Annotated in this window: 20 protein-coding genes; 16 read left to right on the top strand and 4 right to left on the bottom strand. The window is 41.5% G+C overall.

Annotation, left to right across the window (positions count from 1 at the left end; all coding sequences use genetic code 11):
* Position 1 precedes the first annotated feature (1 nt).
* The 5 genes from yycI (at position 2) to rlmH (ending at position 3,828) form a co-directional block, all read left to right on the top strand.
* Positions 2-865 (top strand): two-component system regulatory protein YycI, encoded by an 864-nt coding sequence (gene yycI / locus ACSVDE_RS16110; protein ID WP_439301869.1) that lies wholly within the window; start codon positions 2-4, stop codon positions 863-865.
* Positions 840-1,655, top strand: a complete 816-nt coding sequence (locus ACSVDE_RS16105; RefSeq protein WP_439301868.1) for an MBL fold metallo-hydrolase — start codon at positions 840-842, stop codon at positions 1,653-1,655. Before yycI ends, ACSVDE_RS16105 begins: the two co-directional genes overlap by 26 nt.
* Positions 1,656-1,806: 151 nt before the next feature.
* Positions 1,807-3,009, top strand: coding sequence for a S1C family serine protease (locus tag ACSVDE_RS16100; RefSeq protein ID WP_439301867.1), 1,203 nt, complete (start codon positions 1,807-1,809; stop codon positions 3,007-3,009).
* Positions 3,010-3,101: 92 nt separating this feature from the next.
* Complete coding sequence (locus tag ACSVDE_RS16095) at positions 3,102-3,266, top strand: CxxH/CxxC protein (protein ID WP_439302030.1); 165 nt, start codon at positions 3,102-3,104, stop codon at positions 3,264-3,266.
* Between the two features lie 82 nt (positions 3,267-3,348).
* Positions 3,349-3,828 (top strand): 23S rRNA (pseudouridine(1915)-N(3))-methyltransferase RlmH, encoded by a 480-nt coding sequence (rlmH, locus tag ACSVDE_RS16090; RefSeq protein ID WP_439301866.1) that lies wholly within the window; start codon positions 3,349-3,351, stop codon positions 3,826-3,828.
* A 127-nt stretch (positions 3,829-3,955) separates the two neighbouring features.
* On the opposite strand, the gene ACSVDE_RS16085 is transcribed toward rlmH, so the two are convergent.
* Positions 3,956-4,957 (bottom strand): tRNA dihydrouridine synthase, encoded by a 1,002-nt coding sequence (locus ACSVDE_RS16085; protein ID WP_439301865.1) that lies wholly within the window; start codon positions 4,955-4,957, stop codon positions 3,956-3,958.
* Positions 4,958-5,229: 272 nt separating this feature from the next.
* Here ACSVDE_RS16085 and ACSVDE_RS16080 point away from each other — a divergent pair, with 272 nt between their 5' ends.
* The 5 genes from ACSVDE_RS16080 (at position 5,230) to ACSVDE_RS16060 (ending at position 10,037) form a co-directional block, all read left to right on the top strand.
* Positions 5,230-6,018 carry a GNAT family N-acetyltransferase gene (locus tag ACSVDE_RS16080; protein ID WP_439301864.1) on the top strand — a complete coding sequence of 263 codons (789 nt, stop codon included), beginning with the start codon at positions 5,230-5,232 and terminating at the stop codon, positions 6,016-6,018.
* Positions 6,019-6,664: 646 nt separating this feature from the next.
* Positions 6,665-8,173, top strand: coding sequence for a malate:quinone oxidoreductase (locus ACSVDE_RS16075; RefSeq protein WP_439302029.1), 1,509 nt, complete (start codon positions 6,665-6,667; stop codon positions 8,171-8,173).
* 317 nt (positions 8,174-8,490) lie between these two features.
* Positions 8,491-8,934 (top strand): hypothetical protein, encoded by a 444-nt coding sequence (locus ACSVDE_RS16070; RefSeq protein WP_439301863.1) that lies wholly within the window; start codon positions 8,491-8,493, stop codon positions 8,932-8,934.
* A 53-nt stretch (positions 8,935-8,987) separates the two neighbouring features.
* Positions 8,988-9,623: an NUDIX hydrolase gene (locus ACSVDE_RS16065; RefSeq protein WP_439301862.1), complete on the top strand. Its 636-nt coding sequence runs from the start codon at positions 8,988-8,990 to the stop codon at positions 9,621-9,623.
* A 6-nt stretch (positions 9,624-9,629) separates the two neighbouring features.
* Entirely contained in the window at positions 9,630-10,037 is a 408-nt protein-coding gene (locus ACSVDE_RS16060) for a YbaN family protein (protein WP_439301861.1), read from the top strand.
* 95 nt (positions 10,038-10,132) lie between these two features.
* Here ACSVDE_RS16060 and ACSVDE_RS16055 read toward each other — a convergent pair whose 3' ends face one another.
* The 3 genes from ACSVDE_RS16055 to ACSVDE_RS16045 all read right to left on the bottom strand — a co-directional run bounded on the left by ACSVDE_RS16055 (position 10,133) and on the right by ACSVDE_RS16045 (position 13,246).
* Positions 10,133-12,037 carry a diguanylate cyclase gene (locus ACSVDE_RS16055; RefSeq protein WP_439301860.1) on the bottom strand — a complete coding sequence of 635 codons (1,905 nt, stop codon included), beginning with the start codon at positions 12,035-12,037 and terminating at the stop codon, positions 10,133-10,135.
* A gap of 16 nt (positions 12,038-12,053) precedes the next feature.
* On the bottom strand, positions 12,054-12,455 hold the full coding sequence (locus tag ACSVDE_RS16050; RefSeq protein WP_439301859.1) for a hypothetical protein: 402 nt from the start codon (positions 12,453-12,455) through the stop codon (positions 12,054-12,056).
* 77 nt (positions 12,456-12,532) lie between these two features.
* Positions 12,533-13,246 (bottom strand): DUF421 domain-containing protein, encoded by a 714-nt coding sequence (locus tag ACSVDE_RS16045; protein ID WP_439301858.1) that lies wholly within the window; start codon positions 13,244-13,246, stop codon positions 12,533-12,535.
* A gap of 191 nt (positions 13,247-13,437) precedes the next feature.
* On the opposite strand from ACSVDE_RS16045, the gene ACSVDE_RS16040 reads away from it, so the two are divergent.
* The 6 genes from ACSVDE_RS16040 (at position 13,438) to yhfH (ending at position 18,509) form a co-directional block, all read left to right on the top strand.
* Positions 13,438-14,382, top strand: a complete 945-nt coding sequence (locus ACSVDE_RS16040) for a BMP family lipoprotein (RefSeq protein WP_439301857.1) — start codon at positions 13,438-13,440, stop codon at positions 14,380-14,382.
* A 3-nt stretch (positions 14,383-14,385) separates the two neighbouring features.
* Positions 14,386-16,038, top strand: a complete 1,653-nt coding sequence (locus ACSVDE_RS16035) for a methyl-accepting chemotaxis protein (RefSeq protein WP_439301856.1) — start codon at positions 14,386-14,388, stop codon at positions 16,036-16,038.
* A 325-nt stretch (positions 16,039-16,363) separates the two neighbouring features.
* Positions 16,364-16,894: a GNAT family N-acetyltransferase gene (locus ACSVDE_RS16030; protein ID WP_439301855.1), complete on the top strand. Its 531-nt coding sequence runs from the start codon at positions 16,364-16,366 to the stop codon at positions 16,892-16,894.
* A gap of 13 nt (positions 16,895-16,907) precedes the next feature.
* Complete coding sequence (locus tag ACSVDE_RS16025; RefSeq protein WP_439301854.1) at positions 16,908-17,726, top strand: AraC family transcriptional regulator; 819 nt, start codon at positions 16,908-16,910, stop codon at positions 17,724-17,726.
* A gap of 47 nt (positions 17,727-17,773) precedes the next feature.
* The gene (locus ACSVDE_RS16020; RefSeq protein ID WP_439301853.1) at positions 17,774-18,136 is read left to right on the top strand and encodes a VOC family protein; all 363 of its coding nucleotides are present in this window, start codon (positions 17,774-17,776) and stop codon (positions 18,134-18,136) included.
* Between the two features lie 238 nt (positions 18,137-18,374).
* Positions 18,375-18,509 (top strand): protein YhfH, encoded by a 135-nt coding sequence (yhfH, locus tag ACSVDE_RS16015; RefSeq protein ID WP_439302028.1) that lies wholly within the window; start codon positions 18,375-18,377, stop codon positions 18,507-18,509.
* Positions 18,510-18,596 lie beyond the last annotated feature (87 nt).

Here is an 18,596-nt window from a genome sequence, read left to right as displayed (position 1 = left end):
TATGGATTGGAAAAACATTAAAACCATTTTCATCTTTACGTTCCTCCTGTTAAATTTATATTTAGGTACAGAATTTTATAATAAAGTGAACCCAGACCTAGACATCTTAAATGAAGAGACGCAAAAAAAAGTTAATGAAATTATTGATTATAGTAAATCTCTCCCTAAAATTGAGAAGAAGTTATTTATCACTACAGGGACAGTAAAAGAATTTACGGATGAAGATATAAAAGAGTTCACTAATCATAATTCGAATCAGGAAATTAATTTAGGCCCTACAAATGAGGGTGAAGATAAGCGAATCATTAGTGCAATATTGAATAGTCCATATCCATTTACTCCAGATAGTGAAGTTAAAGGACAACTAGAGCAATTTGTAGAAAATTATATTCCAAATGGAGAACAGTATAAATATTGGAAGTACGATGAGGAGCGAAACATCTACATTTTCACACAGCATCTGGATGGCATTCAATTTTACTTCGAGAATTATATTGCTGATAACAATCTTACTGGAATGATTGAAATCTACGTAGATTCCCAAAGTAAAGATCAGAATGAATCTAAAACTTCAAAACATCAAATTACTAGTTATCGGTTGACCCAGATGGAGTTAAATAAAGAACAAGAAGTGAAAAAGTTTTTGACTGCAGAAGAAGCATTGTTAGTTCCTGATATTAAGCCTCGAACAACTCTGGAGGATATTAAACTGCTTTATTTTACATCCATCAATAATGAAAGTATCAAAGTATTTGTACCGAACTGGTATATTGTTACGGAGTCGGATGAATGGATGGTTGATGTTACGGATTCCAATGACATCAAGCTGGATCAGGAGAATGAAGAAGAAAGCGAAGTGGAGTAACTTGAGATTTAGTGTATTGGCAAGTGGAAGCACAGGGAACGCCTGTTATATTGAGACCGACCAAAGTCGCTTGCTGGTCGATGTCGGTTTAAGTGGGAAGAAAATCGAAGGATTGTTCAAAAAGATCCAACGTGACCCTAAACACTTGGACGGTATTCTAGTGACCCACGAGCATAGCGATCACATCAAAGGGCTCGGTATCTTGTCTCGTCGTTTCAAGTTACCGATCTATGCGAATGAAAAGACATGGCTAGCCATGGAAAGTCAGATCGGTGCGATACCGACCGATTTAAAATTCCAGTTTGATTGTGAACGTGTGAAAACCTTCGGTGATCTGGATGTCGAATCGTTCGGTGTATCACATGATGCTGCGAGCCCTCAGTTCTATGTCTTTCATCATGAAGGAAAGAAGCTGACCCTGGCGACCGATATGGGATACGTGAGCGACCGGATTAAATGGACTGTGAAGGATTCGGACATGCTTATTTTTGAATCGAACCATGATATCGACATGTTGATGATGGGACGTTATCCATGGAACATTAAACGACGTATCCTTGGAGATCAAGGGCACGTATCGAACGAGGATGCGGGTGAAGCGCTCGCTGAGATCATCGGAGATCGCACGCGTCGCGTCTATCTTGCGCATTTGAGTAAAGATAACAATATGAAAGATTTAGCGAGAATGTCTGTTCAACAGACCCTTGAAAAGCATGGGTATCAGATTGGTGAAGAGCTCGGTCTATACGATACGGATGCCGAACATCCTACTGAGCTCATCACTGTATGATTTAAGCAATTGAATACCGTTTAAGGACCGTCAGTAACGGAAATATAGTAAGTGATAGACAAATGTCAAAAATCACCCAAATTCCGGTACTAGGCGGTTTTTTTTTTCTTATAATGGGTATACCAAAAGTAGTGAAAGGGCTGATGTTAGAATGGGTTACTATGATGATGGATATCGTAATCCTCAGAAACCGACGAGGAATCGATCAAGAAGCTTTTTAATGGGACTAACCGGGGTACTGCTGGGTGCTCTTTTAGTTATATTTGCGACCGATTTCGGGTTGTTTTCTGGTGATGTGAAACCGGATCGCAATACGGAAGCAAACGGTGACACGACTGAGACCACACCTGGTGAAACGATTAACGTGGATGTGAACACAGCCATCACTGAGGCCGTTGAAAAAGCCCAGGGAGCCGTCGTTGAGGTCGAAAACATCCAAGGATCAAGCCTATTTGAGCAAGAAAACAAAGCCGGAGTTGGATCGGGTGTCATATATAAAAAAGAAGGCGGAAATGCCTACGTCGTGACCAATCATCACGTAGTCGCAAATGCCGGTCAAATCGAGATCGCATTAGTAGATGGCACTAAACTGGATGCTGAATTACTAGGTTCTGATGAAATCATGGACCTTGCTGTGTTAAGAGTAGATGGAAGTAAAGTTGAAGATGTAGCTGAATTTGGCAGCTCCAGCACTTTAAAACCAGGAGAACCTGCGATTGCTATCGGGAACCCGTTGGGGAATTTTCCAGGTACAGTCACACAAGGAATTGTCAGTGCGGCGGACCGTACAATCCCAGTCGATCCGAATGGAGACGGACAACCCGATTGGCAAGCTGAGGTCATCCAGACCGATGCAGCAATCAACCCTGGTAACAGTGGAGGAGCTTTAATCAATATCAAAGGTCAAGTGATTGGAATCAACTCGATGAAAATTGCACAACAAGCGGTAGAAGGGATCGGGTTTGCGATACCATCTGATATCGCTCGACCGATCATTGCAGATCTTGAGGAACATGGACAAGTGAAACGTGCATATATGGGAGTGGCAATCGTTCCTCTCACTCAAGTATCGAATTATCACCGCCAACAAACATTGAAAATTCCGAGTGATGTAAATCAAGGTGTCGTCGTGACACAAGTGGAGGCGACTTCACCAGCAGGTAAAGCCGGATTGAAAGAATTTGATGTCATCATCTCACTCGATGGTGAAAAAGTGGAATCACCTGCAGAGCTGCGAAAGCATCTTTATTCTAAGAAAGATATCGGCGACGAGATGGAAGTAGAGTTCTACCGAGAAGGTGAAAAGCAGACAACAACCATCACGTTAGGAGAAACACAAGGCCAAGGAGAGTAATCCACACTCTCCTTTTTCTTTCGCATATTTTAAATGTTTACTGAAGCTCTGTGCTACACTATTAACATGTGTATAACTAACAAAGGAGTGTGATGGACGTGATTGCTTGTTGTAAAGAGCACGTCGAACTGGCCATTGATATCATCGTTGACGAGCATGAAGTCGCTCCGGAAATGCGGATATTGACGGAGGAAGAGCAATTATCCACAACCTGTGAATATTGCGAAAAACATGCCATATATATGGTATCAAACTAATGTTCCTATACTGAATGTGGATAGAAATTGTGTATATGTGGATAAAAATTGTGGATAACGTGTTTATAGAGGTGGACAACCTGTGAATATACAAATTATTAGTGTTGGAAAGTTAAAAGAAAAATATTTAAAACAAGGAATAGCAGAGTATGTGAAGCGGCTAGGACCTTACGCAAAAGTGGAGATCATTGAAGTTCCTGATGAAAAAGCGCCGGAACAATTAAGCGAAACGGAAATGCTACAGGTAAAGGATTCGGAAGGCCATCGGATCCTTTCTAAAATTGGACAAGACGTACATGTGGTAGCCCTTGCTATTGAAGGGAAGCAGCAAACCTCTGAACAACTGGCGAAAAACCTCGACCAACTCGCAACGTATGGAAAGTCAAATGTCGCGTTTGTAATCGGAGGCTCATTAGGCCTGAGTGATGAGGTTTTGAAGCGCTCCAATGAACAGCTCTCTTTTTCTAAGATGACCTTTCCTCACCAACTGATGAGACTAGTGCTGGTGGAGCAGATCTATCGTGCTTTTAAGATTAACCGAGGGGAACCGTACCATAAATAGAGAAAGTGAGTTATGAAGCCAATCAGCTACATAACTCACTTTCATTTTGTTTATAAAAAAAAGAGAGAAAAGCCCGAAGGCTCCTCTCTCCTGAAATAGCTCATAAATAATTCAATTCATACGTGACTTAAGAAACAGAAAAACCTTTCTCTTCCTGAATGCCGTCTTCTTTCGCTGCAAACTCATCCAGTAGAGCACGTACTTCGTCCGTCGATTCTGTTTCCATCAGTTGATTCCTTAACTGACTTGCGCCTCGGAACCCTTTGACGTAGATCTTAAAGAAGCGGCGGAGCGGCTTGAAGAGTCGTGGCTCTAGTTCTTCTGAATATTTATCATGAAGATCGAGCTGCAGACGTAGAAGATCGAGCAGTTCTTCGCTCGTATGCTCCTTCTTCTCTTTCTCGAAGCAGAACGGGTTATGAAATACGCCTCGTCCAATCATAATGCCGTCTACGCCATATTTTTCCGCAAGTTCAAGTCCCTTTTGGCGATCAGGGATATCCCCGTTGATGGTCAGAAGCGTATGTGGAGCGACTTCGTCACGAAGTTTCTTGATCTCCGGAATGAGTTCCCAGTGCGCATCGACAGCACTCATCTCCTTCTTCGTACGGAGATGGATGGAAAGATTGACGATATCCTGTTCCAGGAGATGCTTCAGCCAGTGGCGCCATTCATCCACTTTCGTATAACCGAGGCGTGTCTTCACACTCACAGGGAGTCCTCCTGCTTTAGCTGCCTGGATCAGTTCCGCTGCAACTTCAGGACGGCGAATCAGCCCGCATCCTTTTCCATTCCCTGCAACATTCTGCACAGGACATCCCATATTGATATCAATGCCACGGTAGCCCATTTCAGCCATGCCAATACTCATTTGGCGGAAGTATTCAGGCTTGTCTCCCCAAATGTGAGCGACGATCGGTTGTTCATCTTCCGTGAACGTAAGACGCCCTTTTACGCTGTCTTTTCCTTTCGGATGGCAGTAGCTTTCCGTATTCGTAAACTCTGTAAAAAATACGTCAGGTCTCGCTGCTTCACTTACGACATGACGAAAAACGACATCCGTCACAGCTTCCATTGGTGCCAGAACAAAAAACGGTCGCGGCAACTCATGCCAAAAATTATCTTTCATAGTATATCTGAACCCTTTCCTTAATGGAAAATATATTTCCAAAATTAAAAAGCGAATATATTTCAATCATATCTATTAACATTTAGGTTAGATTTCAACCATTATATACTTTAATAGTATTGCACGAAAAGTGCAAGGGAACGAGCCATGTTGCTATAAACCAGATTATTCCATTTCGGTCTTGCTACTCTAATTTGGCTTACATAGTAAATAGGAACAGTATTGTTGGAAATGATAGAATGGATGAAAAATAAAAGAATAGGCGGTAAACAATGGATTTATTAAAACAGATTGAAGAGTTGAATTTTGCACTATTACAGTCCTTTTCAAATAAACAAGATCGAACGTGGGGTGTTTTGTTTTGGAACAAGCACCAGCCAGACTATTATGATGCCAACCATGCTCATGTAAGTGAACCACCTGACCACCCTGAAAAAGTAATCGATGAGGTCATCTCATTTTATGAGGCTTTGAATATCATTCCAAGATTTTATTTATATAACGTTGATTCTTTGACGAATTTCATTGCTCTTTTAAAAGAGAAGGGCTTTCAATTTGAAGACTTTTCCCAGCCCATTCAGCTCTGGAATAAAGAAGTCATACAGTTACCAATCAATAGCGAAGTCATGATAGAAAAAGTAACCACTAAGAATTATCACGACGCATTAACGGTGGAGTGCCAGATAAAAGAATTTGGAGGGAAAGCCGTTCGAGAAAAGGCTTTTGAAACTGAATTCAACGATCAACGTTATACGCATTTTTTATTAAAATATAACGGAACACCTTGTTCCACTGCGTGCTTATTTGTTCATGGCGACCAAGGAAGAATAGAAAGCGTCGCCACAATTGAAGAATTTAGAGGAAAAGGATTAATCGGCTCTATACTCCAGCACATACAAAAAGAAGCTCAAACCCTCCAACTAGAACAACTATGGGTTCATCCGATCAATGAACGAGTTGAAAAGGTGTATAGTCGTTATGGATTTAATACGATAACGACCTTACAGACCGGCCATGCTTTTTTAGGTGGAAAAAGTGTTAAGGAGATACAAGGACAATAAAATACAATATTAGAATAAGGTCCATTCATAAGAATGGGCCTTTTGAACGTCATAAAATTTACAAAACATCATACAAATGGATATAAGCAATGTGCTTTTTTGCCGTTTTTTTAAATGAAGAAAGCTTGTTCGATGTGGGTACTTTCCAAATTTGGAGGTGGACGGATGCCTGAATTCATTGAAAAGAGGCACAGGGTGTCAACAAAGCCGAAAGGTCAAGAGTTGAATTTCGAAAGAATGTTTGAGGAAGACGGAAACTTTCTTGATCACATCCCACTTGATGAGCTGCAAAAGCATATGAGAAAGACAAAAACCTATTACAAAATTAAGAAAAGAAAAAGATGAGAATAAAAAATTGGAGGCAACCCTTGTATGTATGCATATAAAGGGTTGTCTTGTTTTTATACTAAACCAAGGTCATGATTTTAGGACCTCGGTTTTTGTTGTTTTCTAGGACAATATCCATAGACTTACCTTTTTTACCAGCCCAAAATAGTGTATAATTATCAGATAATAGTACTTTTTTGAATAATAATGAATTTTAATAGATTGAAGATCGAAAAGGTGTGTTCCTAAGTTTCGACCTACATTTCAACATCTAATCAGGAGCGCCTATTCTTTTTATGCAAAAAAGAAGATAAGGATGATGAGCATGAGCAACTTGCAGAAAAAAACAGACGTTATCTTAATTGGTGCTGGAGTCATGAGCGCGACTTTAGGATCGATATTAAAAGAGTTAGCACCTGACTGGGATATTAAAGTGTTTGAAAAACTTTCTAGTTCAGGCGAAGAAAGCTCGAACGAATGGAATAACGCGGGTACAGGACATGCAGCCCTGTGCGAGCTTAACTATACGAACGAAAAGCCGGATGGCTCGATTGATATTAGCAAGGCGATTAAGGTCAATGAACAATTCCAGGTATCAAGGCAATTTTGGTCTTATCTTGTAAACAGAGGACTGATTGAGAATCCACAGGATTTCATCATGCCACTGCCTCATATGAGTCTTGTGCACGGTGAGCAAAACGTCGATTTTTTGAAAAGACGATATAAAGCGCTTTCAGCTAATCCGCTTTTTAAAGGGATGGAATTTTCCGATGACCCTGAAAAATTGATGGAATGGTTGCCACTGATTATGGAAGGTCGTAAAATGGATGACTCGATGGCTGCCACCAAAATCGACTCTGGAACGGATGTCAACTTTGGGGCGTTGACGCGATTGTTGTTCGACCATTTACAAAAGGAAAACGTAGACGTCCACTATCGACATAGTGTAGAAGACCTCAAACAGACGAAGGATGGCACTTGGGAAGTGAAAGTGAAAGATATCGATGGTGGTAAAATCGAGTATCACACAGCGAAATTCGTCTTTATCGGTGGTGGAGGTGGAAGTCTCCCTCTACTTCAAAAGACAGGCATACCTGAATCGAAGCAAATCGGAGGGTTCCCGGTAAGCGGGCTGTTCATGGTCTGCAATAATCCGGAAGTTGTTGCGCAGCACGATGCGAAAGTGTACGGCAAAGCGAAAGTCGGCGCACCTCCAATGTCAGTACCGCATCTTGATACAAGGTACATCGACAACAAGAAATCATTACTGTTCGGACCGTTCGCCGGTTTCTCACCGAAATTTTTGAAAACTGGATCCAACTTCGATCTTTTCGGTTCTGTCAAACCGAGCAATCTCTTAACGATGATTTCTGCTGGGGTCAAAGAGCTCGGGCTGACGAAATATTTAATAGAGCAAGTGACATTATCAAAAGAGCAACGTATGGAAGAGTTGCGCGAGTTCATCCCGAATGCGAAGAGCGAAGATTGGGATATCGTCGTTGCAGGTCAACGTGTGCAAATCATCAAGGATACAGAAAGCGGTAAAGGGACGCTACAATTCGGAACAGAAGTCGTCAGTGCAGCTGATGGTTCAATCGCAGCATTACTTGGTGCTTCACCAGGAGCATCCACTGCCGTTCAAGTCATGCTTGAAGTATTAGAAAGATGCTTCCCAGAACAAGTAGACGAGTGGGAACCGAAAATAAAAGAAATGATCCCTTCTTATGGTGTCTCATTAGTGGACAACCCTGAGTTGATTAAGGAGATTCATTCTACAACAGCGCAGACACTTGGCCTGATTGAAAAAGAAGAAGCGGTTTACAGCTAAAAGTACATGGGAACAAAGAAAGAACCTTCGATTAGTGGAAGGTTCTTTTTCATAGACAAAGTCGAAAGGAGCTGTTCAACATCCACTTTGATCGAGTAGACATTTACACGTACCAGCTTCAAGAGTTAAAAGAATTTTACGTAGAAAAACTAGGGTTTACGCTAAAATATCAGAGCTTAGATGAAATCGTCCTTCAGATCGGTAGCAGTCAACTTTCATTCAGAGACGGTTTCCATAACTCAAAACCGATTTATCATTTTGCGTTCACCATTGCGGGTGATCATTTTAACGAAGCGAAAAAATGGTTTCGTTCCAAGGTGGAGCTGAACAAAGAGGGAAGTGACGATGAGGTCTATTTCAAGTTTCTCGATGCTCACTCATTTTATTTTCATGACCCGGCAGGTAATGTTGTGGAAATCATTGCACGGAACGCCTACAGCACCGAAAATGAATCTTTTACCATCGACGACCTCATTACCATCAGTGAGATGAATTTGACAGTAGACGATGTTTTTTCAGAGGGTGAGAAGCTATTGTCTCATGGATTCGACTTTCTAGGAGAAGGTCCTTTGGATGCAGACACATTGAACTTCATCGGTGAGCAAGAAGCTTATTTCTTACTGGGGCCACAAGGGAGAACGTGGTTCTTTTCCCATCATGTATCGGACATCTTTCCAGTAAAGGTTGAATTGAGTGGTGGAAAGACCGTCCGTGTAGACGAAGAAGGCGTTCTGTACGTTTCTGAAAACCCGCAAACATAAATGTGAGATGAGGATTTGTTATACTAATAGAAAATCACACAAGAGGTACGTGTATGAATACAAAAGATTTGATTGAAAAAGCGAAAAACCATACACCATCCATACTGGGGAACAGCAAACAATTACAATATTCTATCCTAATTCCGATTATTGAAAAAGAAGATGGCTTGCATGTTCTGTTTGAAGTGAGATCGCAAAAACTCAGGAGGCAGCCAGGAGAAATTTGTTTCCCTGGAGGAAGAGTGGATCCTGAAGACGAGAATGTTCAATTCACAGCTGTGAGAGAAGCGATGGAAGAGTTGAGAATCGCAAGAAAATCCATTACGCATGTGTATCCTTTTGATTACATGGTTTCACCTTTCGGCATGGTACTGAACACGTTCATAGGCGTGCTGGCGTGCGAAGACACTGAAATCGATCCTAATCCAGCAGAGGTGGCTGAAGTCTTCACCGTACCCCTTTCCTTCTTTCTAGAGCATAAGCCTGAGGTTCACCAAGTCCATTTCGAGGTAAAGCCGAGAGAGGATTTCCCTTTTGACCTGATTCCTGGTGGTGAGGACTATGATTGGTCAACGAGAGCGTTTGAAGAATACTTCTACTTATACGATGGAAAGGTCATTTGGGGGTTAACTGCGAGAGTACTCTATCATTTTGTACAAATGCTGAAAGGATCAGAAAGTCCGAGGTGATCATGAATGCACCAAATCATTAAGGTTGTACTTCTCATAATCGGGACCATCTCCTTATTTCTAGGGATCGTAGGCATTGTATTGCCACTTGTCCCTACCACCCCGTTTCTTTTGTTAACAGCAGCCTGTTATGTAAGAAGTTCTGAGCGGATGTACAAATGGCTGATGACAAATAAGTGGTTCGGCTCTTATATACAAAATTATAAAGCGGGGAATGGTATTACGGTAAAAGCGAAAATGATGATGCTCATCATGATTTGGTTTTCTATGCTGTATTCCGCAGTCTTCATTGCTTCTAACCTGTTCTTGAGGATTGGATTCATATTCGGTGCATGCTTCTTCACCGTCCTTATCCTCCTGGCAAAAACGTTGAAAACAGGGCAACACAATGAATATGAGCAGAAGCAATTTTGATTGAAGCAGAGGGACGGTTCTTGTTCTTCATAAATCCATTACTGAAATTGCCCACTAAAAGAGCCCCTGATACCCTCAGGAGCTCTTTTTGGTACTTATTTTAATTTTTTCAAGTCCCAATTCGCCACCGGACAACTTCTGCTGAAACGGTCTGCTATGTCTTCTGTAGATTGCAGTCTGATTTCTTCTATGACCTTAATAAACTGGTCGACAACCTCCGCATCGAACTGTGTTCTTTTTCCTCTCCTCAATTCCTCAATGGCGTGAGAGACGGATAACGGTGCCTTTCGGTATGGACGTTCAGACGTCATCGAATGGAAGGCATCTGCTACAGATAGAATGCGAGCTCCTAACGGAATGTCATCCTGCTTCAACCCTTCTGGATAGCCTTTGCCATCAGGTCGTTCGTGGTGATAGAGCACATAAGGCAATGTTTCTTCCAATTCATCCACGCAAGCAAGAATGTTATAGCCTAGTACCGGGTGAGACTTCATCATTTCATATTCTTCATCTGTCAAACGATCTTCTTTATTCAAAATATGGTCTGGAACGCCGATTTTTCCTACATCATGCAGGAGACCAGCGATGGAAATTTTCTTCACTTCCTCATCTGTCAGCCCCATGCTGCTTGCTAAAGTACCCGCGTATTTAGACACCATTTCTGAATGACTATGGGTGTATGAATCCTTCAACTCAACTGTTTTCGTCAATGAAATGATGGTATCCAAAATCCATTTCTGATCGTCTGTCTTCCGTTCATAGTCTTGATTTTTGTAAGCCGCAAGATCACGAGCGGATACGACTCGGTTTTTCCCAAGGCTTTTTGCCGTATACATCGCCTTGTCTGCCATATGTACGAGATTTTCCTCATCCGTATCATCTGGATAAATAGCGATTCCAATACTGATTGTAATCGGCGTCAGTATGCTTTCATGGCCATTTAATGCGACCATATGGCGGACTCTTTCGGCAACGGATTTCGCCGTAGCTTCATCCGTGTCTGGCATGATGATGACAAACTCTTCGCCACCGTAACGGCAAACCGTATCCTGAGGTCGGATATGATTCAAGATGACCTCCGAGATATGCTTCAGTACCTTATCGCCATAAATATGCCCTTCATGGTCATTCAACCGTTTAAAATTATCAATATCACAGAAGAGAAGTGCCATCGGTTGTTCCAGGCGTTTCGACGCTTCTACGACCTCTGAAAACTTTTGCTTGAAGTAGGCACTATTATAAATGCCAGTCAGCGAATCCGTTACACTCTTCTGATAACGATCCTCCAGGTTGTACACCATCTCATTAAAGGCAACTGCGACTTCATTTATTTCTTGACTCGCGTTCAACAAAACGTCTTCATACTCTTTCCCATGCTGAATGGAAACGGCTGCTTCACGTAAGGTCATGAGTGGTAATACGAGAAGTCTGCGGATGATTATCCATAATAGGATGATTAAGATGAGACTAACGATGAGGACGACGATGGTCATCCAAATGATACGATCCTGGATGAATGCTATTTCATTTGAATTGTCTAGATACAATTCTATAGCACCAACTGATGTACCATCTTCGAGTAAAGGGGCTACCATCCGAACGATATGTAGATCCTGATCTTTAATATGAGAGATCAATGTCTTGCCCGATTGAAAGGTGGGTGCTAATGCATCGGTGGACGCACTTCCGATTAAACTGCGATCGGTCGAGGCCATGATGGCATGCTCATTTTCATTAAGCGCATGTAAATTCAATTTGATGACGTTTTCTTCCCTATGTTTTATGTAATCAAAAATCGTTTGTACATTATCGATTGAACGGGATTCTTCATATCCCCCATTAATGGTGGTCGTAATCCCTTTCAATTGGCTTACATACGTCTTTTTCATCGCATCGTTAAAAGTGTATGAATTGAATGCAATGGCAACAGACATGGTGGCTATGATAACGGTTGAAAACAGTAGAATGATCTTTGTTTGCAGGCTCAATTTTTTGGACACCAATACTTCCTACCCTTTATTTATTCATTTCAATTTCCATTGTCTCGGAAACGCCATATGGAGTATGGTCATTGTTATGTAAGGATACTTTGATCTGATTCGTTCCTTTTTCTAGGTTTTTCAATTCGTGGGGGAAGGTTGTAACCCCTTGTTTTTCACCGTTATTGACATAGACATGGATATGTCCCTGGCCGTTGATTTTCTTTGCGCCATAATTTTCTTTTGAAACGACAAGGTCGGTTTCAACATACAAAAAAACTTTTCCGTCTTGTTTTTTCAACTCAGTTTGTAGACTTGGTTTCTTTTCTTGACTGGATGAAGTGCCTTCTTCCACGACTTCAAAATCATTATGAGAATGTGTATTGCAAGCGGTTAATAACCCGACACTGACAAGTAAGCTTAGACCGATTTTTTGCACAGTTGAATTCCTTTCTCTTTCGTTTTTTCGATAATCAAATTCTATCATACTATTTATCGTCAGATTGCCTGGATTTGTTAAAGGTTTGATAGGTTTGAGACATGCTGATGCTCGTAGGGATAAGTGACGACATATAATCCGTCCCCTTCAAGCCATTCCGCAAAAAGGACCTCTTCGATCTGATAGATTTCGTTCATTTGAAGTTGCTGTCTTAACCAATGCTCGTCTTGATTGATTTCTCTTAAGTTTTCTTTGATTACCTTCCCATCCCGTATGAGTGTAAATGGCAAATAAACGGCTTGTGGAGACATGTTGAAGTCTTCCTGAGTCGTTTTTTGATACGGTGTCTTTTTCAATATGCTGATAGAGCCGTTCGCTTCTATGAAAGCATAAGCGACTTCACGGATCGAGAAGGTTTCACTTTGTCGGAGGAGACTTTGCAATTGATTGATGTTCATGCGGTTCTTTTTTAATTGCTCATAATCGATCTGACCGTTCCGGATGACCATGGATGGTTTCCCTTCAAATCGTTGTTTTAAATATGAAAATTTCAACGCAACATAGTCCACAAGAAAAATGAGACCACCCCAAACGAGAATGGTGTAGAAAATATGGGGTAATGGGATTTTCTCATCATAGACCGCATTCCCTAACAATTCACTCAAAACAATCGCAGAAATAAAATGGAACGGTGTGATTTCATTCATCAACTTTTTGCCGATGACCCGCACTAAAAAGAAAAGCAGTAAAAACCCCAATATCAATTTGATCGACATATCCATCCATTCCATCTGCCACACCCCCAGTGCACGCTACTAATCTCATTACTTCTAGCATTTACAAGATTGATAGGATTGATACATGTAAAGGATGAACCCGCCAATATTCTTATACTGTAAAAATTCTTTCTAAAACTCGAGGGTTTTCCGGTCGATAAATAAGACATCGGACATCTTACAACATAGAGCAAAGGAGAAACACAATGAAAAAGCAGTATTGGTTGATGGTTGGATGCTTATTACTTCTATTAAGCGCATGTAACAATGAATCAGACAAAGCGATTGAAGAGAAAAGCATTGGACTTGTCGTAACGGAAAATGGTCTCGGTGACGAATCTTTCAGTGATTCGGCATTGGTAGGGTTAGAGAAGGCACGTGATGAAGAAGGTGTACTCTTTGATTATCGTGAGCCGTTAGAAGGCGATCATGAGAAGCAAATGGAAGAGCTTATCAAAAACGGTCATGATCTCATCATCGGCTTGAGCTTCCGTGTTCAAGGAGCGATGGAGACGTTGGCACAGAAATATCCAGAGCAGCAATTTGTTCTGATTGATGCAGTTTCAGACTATGAAAATATCACTTCCATCACGTTTAAAGAAGATGAAGGAAGCTACCTGATCGGATTGATTGCCGGAATGCGTACACAATCGGACACGGTCGGCTTCATTGGTGGGGAGAAGATCCCTGTCGTTGAAAAATTTGAACAAGGCTTTACAAGAGGGGTAAAAGAAGTGAACCCGGATGCACAAGTCCTAGTTGACTATACAGGAACATTTGGAGATGACAAAAAAGGAGCTCAAGTCGCGAAGAAACAGATCGACGACGGCGCTGACTTTGTATTTCCTGCAGCTGGTTTTACAGGGATTGGAGCCTTAAAAGAAGCACAAACACAAGGCATCTATGCATTTGGAGTAGACAGCGATCAATATTACTTAGCGGAAGATGCGATTGTCACTTCCATGCTGAAACGGGTAGACATTGCCTTATTTGAAATGGCGAAACAATTGAAAGAAGAGAAGGCGTTCACGGGTGAGCACAAGGAACTCGGCCTTGACCAAGGTGGAGTGGGGCTTGCTCCGATCCGTGTCATTCAATTGAATGAAAAGGAACAGTCCATACTGAACCAAGCAGAAGGGAAGGGTGAATAGGTTATGTCCATCGGAAAAAGAATTCTCATCTATTCGTCCATTCCACTCGTATTAAGTCTTGCCTTGATTGGGTTCATCATTTTTCAAATGGTAGGGATCCAAAAGTCATCAAGTAATGAAGTGCAGCTGCTCCTGACATCAGAACGTCTGAATGGTGATTTCATTTCAGCAGAACAAGCATTAAGCCATTACTCGACGAATGCATCGGAAGCGAACAAGGAGATTGCTCTAGCATCGCTCCAAACGATTCAAAAAGACATTGATGAACTGAAACCACATCTGAAAACGGATGACCAGAAACAATGGTTCGACCGAATGAGTATGAAATTTGATACATTATCTTCAACAACTGAGGACTCGTTAACAACAAACGAGGTCAATGAAGTGAAGCGTCAGGCTGCTCGTACAGGCGGTATATTGAACGATGTCTTCATGTTGAACCGTTCAGCTACTGAGTGGTATGAAGCAGAAATGGCACAAAGGAAATCCAACATCCAGCAATTGATTATTTTCACGATCATTGCAAGCATTGTGCTAGTCATTTTATCTGTCGTTGCTTCATACATGCTAACGAAACGGACGGCAAGTCCTCTTCGTAAACTTGCCCAAAATGCCAACCGCGTTGCTGAAGGTGATTTGACGGTGCAACTCGATGCCAAAGCTGACAGAAAAGACGAAATCGGCCAACTGGAAAATGCTTTTCAATACATGGTGACGAGCTTGAAAGAGACGATCCAATCCATTGAAAAAATGAATGTCGAGGTCAACCAGTTCAGTAAGGATCTTGCTGAGGAAGTCGGCATTTTAACGGAAGGCTCTAAACAGGTTGCTTCTACGACAGAAGAGCTTGCCCAGGGCAGTCAATCGATTTCACATGACATCCAGGAATCTACCACTCTAATTGAAAAAATGGCGAGTGATTTCCGGGCGAATGTCGAATCGACCAAACAGTCTCAAGTCCAAAGTGACGCTGCCTTACAGTCTGTACATAAAGGACAGTCTTCACTGACAAGCCAACGTAAGCATGTCGATGATAGTGTACAAGCAACTCGGAAAGTGGAAGAATCCGTTCAGTCCTTCGTACAGTATGCAGACCAAATCGAAAACACGGTCCAATTTGTAAAAGAGATCGCGGAACAGACGAACCTTCTCGCTTTGAATGCGGCGATTGAAGCGGCTCGTGCAGGGGAGCATGGGAAAGGCTTTGCAGTCGTAGCAGAAGAGGTACGTAAACTGGCTGATGAATCAGGGCGTGCGACCGTCCAGATTTCGAAAATGGTCCAGCAAATACAGACCGGTGTTCATGATATTCAAAAAGTGACGGTCCAATCCATGGATCTGACGAAAGAACAACAAGTATCCATGGAGCAAACGGAAGGTGCTTTCTCGAACATCAACGAACAAGTATTGGTCATTCATAACCAGTTGAAGAACCTTGTCGAAGGTGTGGAGCAATCCAATCAAATGGCGGAACAGATGGCTGCCTCGCAACAGAACATCAGCGCGGTCATTGAGGAAACAGCTGCGAGTACAGAAGAAATCTATGCTTCTACCGATCAGCAACAGCTCTCTTTCCAGGCCGTGCAAGACAAAGCGGTACGATTGGAAGGATTGGTTCGAAATCTTGAACAGCAACTGAACCGATTTAAAGTATGATAGAAAAAGCGACGGCTCCGGCTGTCGCTTTTTTCGTCTATATTTTTCATTTTTTATGGCAAATCTCTCATTCTGATCTATAATTTTTTATTTTTATGGAAAAACCGAAAATCTGATCTATCATTTTCTGTTTTTATTGGAAATACCATGATTTTTATGGGAAATAATTGTGAACAGCTCTAATGATGAGTTTTCAACCTTAAAACCGGCAAAAGTTACCGGAAAAAGAACTGCTGCACTCCTTTTTTACTGGTTTGTGAGCTGATGTATACTGTGAATGAGGAGAAATTTTCTCAAAAGCCATCTTATGAAGAGGAGAAAATTCATGATTCATTATAAAAGTTTGAAAGAGGAAGACCTATCACACGATTTTCTGAAAGACTTCAATCGTTATCAAGAAACGAACCAGATCGTATACAAGAACAATGCGGATTACATAATAAAGCAGGACCATTTTGTCGATCATTGGGACGAAGCACATAAAGCACGGGTAATTGGTGAATTGAAAAGCTGTATTATAACAGGCGGAGCGGTCATTGGGGCTTTCGATAAGGAGGCTCTCGTCGGTTTTGCCAATATTGAAGGAAAGAAGTTCGGTTCCAGAAATCAGTATTTTGAGCTCCCGTACATTCACGTATCACAGGAAAAGCGGGGACATGGCATCGGTAAGAAGCTCTTTGAACATTGCTGTGAAAGTGCGATAGAAAAAGGGGCAGAAAAGCTTTATATTGGTGCTCACCCTGCTGTTGAGACCCAGCAATTTTACCGTTCATTAGGGTGTACGTATGCAGAAGAGATTAATGAAGAGATTTTTAACAGAGAGCCATTGGATATCCAGCTTGAGTATAGATTGTGAGGAGAAGTAGATCATGCATTATGAGGAAAGGAAGCCTCCAAAAGAGCTCCAGCCCTATGTAAAATGTTTTTGGACGCTCAACCGGACGTACGATGAAAATGACAGTGCAGAAGTGTTGTGGCCTGATGGTTGTTACGAAATGATTTTTCACTTCGGAAGTGCTTATCAGGTAAAAGGTCAAGAACTCCCCGTCGCCTTTCTTATTGGCTCGTTGACGAAGTATCATGTGTTAGAAGCCGAAGGACAGATCAAACTGTTCGGCATTCGTCTGAAGCCATGGGGTTTAAAACGATTCGTCAATGAACATCTGAAAGGCTTGAAAGATCGTTTCGTACCTTTAGAAGACCTATTGAATAGCGGAGAAATCGCCCGTCTTACCCATCAGCTGGAGGAGATCCCTTTTGACGATGCCTTCAATGCACTCTCACAATTCATGATCGACGAAATAGAACATTACCCGATGGATAATCAACTCCTTGCTCAAGTATCAAGAATATACGATAACCCCATTGAAACGGACCTTTCGGAAGTCATAGAGAAAAGTCATTATTCCAAGCGCCAATTTGAAAGAAAGTGCAGCGATCTGACTGGGCTTACTCCGAAAAAGCTCAGTAAAGTCGCTCGGTTCAATCAAGTGAGGTTAAGGATCTTTTTCAACCCAACCGTTCATCTTCATGACTGTATGCATGAATTCGGTTACTTCGACTATGCCCATTTTTCCAAAGAGTTCAAAGAAAGTCTGGGGATCACCCCGAAAGAATACCAACAATGGATATTCAATCAATTCAACCAACCGAGGGATGACGTCGCTTTTTTACAAGAGGAAGAATAAGACCTCTGATACAATGAGAATAAATCAATGAAAAGGGAGTTTGATTCATGATTACGAACTTAGGAACAGTAGCGGTATACGTTGATGATCAACAGAAGGCGAAGAACTTCTGGACAGAGAAAGTCGGATTCGAAGTTGTGGTAGAACAACCGATGGGGCCGGACACTTATTGGCTTGAGGTTGCACCAGCAAATGCACAAACTCGTCTCGTCCTTTATCCTAAAGCGATGATGAAAGGACATGAAAATATGAAAGCATCCATTGTTTTTGAATGTGACTCGATTACCGAAACGTACGAGAAGATGAAGGCGAATGGCGTTCCTTTCAAGGAAGAACCGCAAGAGATGCAATGGGGTACATTCGTTCAATTTACAGACGAAGATGGAAATGAATTCATTTTAAAAGGATAACTACCTGAAACAACCATTCCTGACATCTTGGGGATGGTTTTTTAAATATTTTCCAACAAAATGAAGGTCTTTTGGTCTAAAAAAGACCTATCATTCATCGTCTTTATAGGTCTTTCTATTAAATTTTCAAAAAAATGAAAAAATGGGTACACATTTCTTTTTTATTTATGTATACTGTACTATAACAGATAGACAAAACAGATTATTGTTATATAAAAAAGGAGGGAGAATGATGAGTATGTTAGAAAATCCGGTAACATTCTTTAGAAATCTACCAAAGAAAAAATGTCCAGAATGTGGGGAGCAAATCCAAGAGCAAGCAGAATCTTACTTCATGGAGTGTGAGCGCTGCCTGGCTAAAAAAGAAGAGTAGAAGGATGAGGGAGACGCCTCGTCCTTTTATTTGCGACGAGTGGAAAGAAACCATACTTAACCATTTATAAAATTCAATACCATTGAG

The organism is Pseudalkalibacillus sp. Hm43, assembly GCF_051842935.1.
Taxonomy (GTDB): Bacteria; Bacillota; Bacilli; order Bacillales; family Fictibacillaceae; genus Pseudalkalibacillus.
This window is presented reverse-complemented; position numbering and strand designations above follow the sequence as displayed.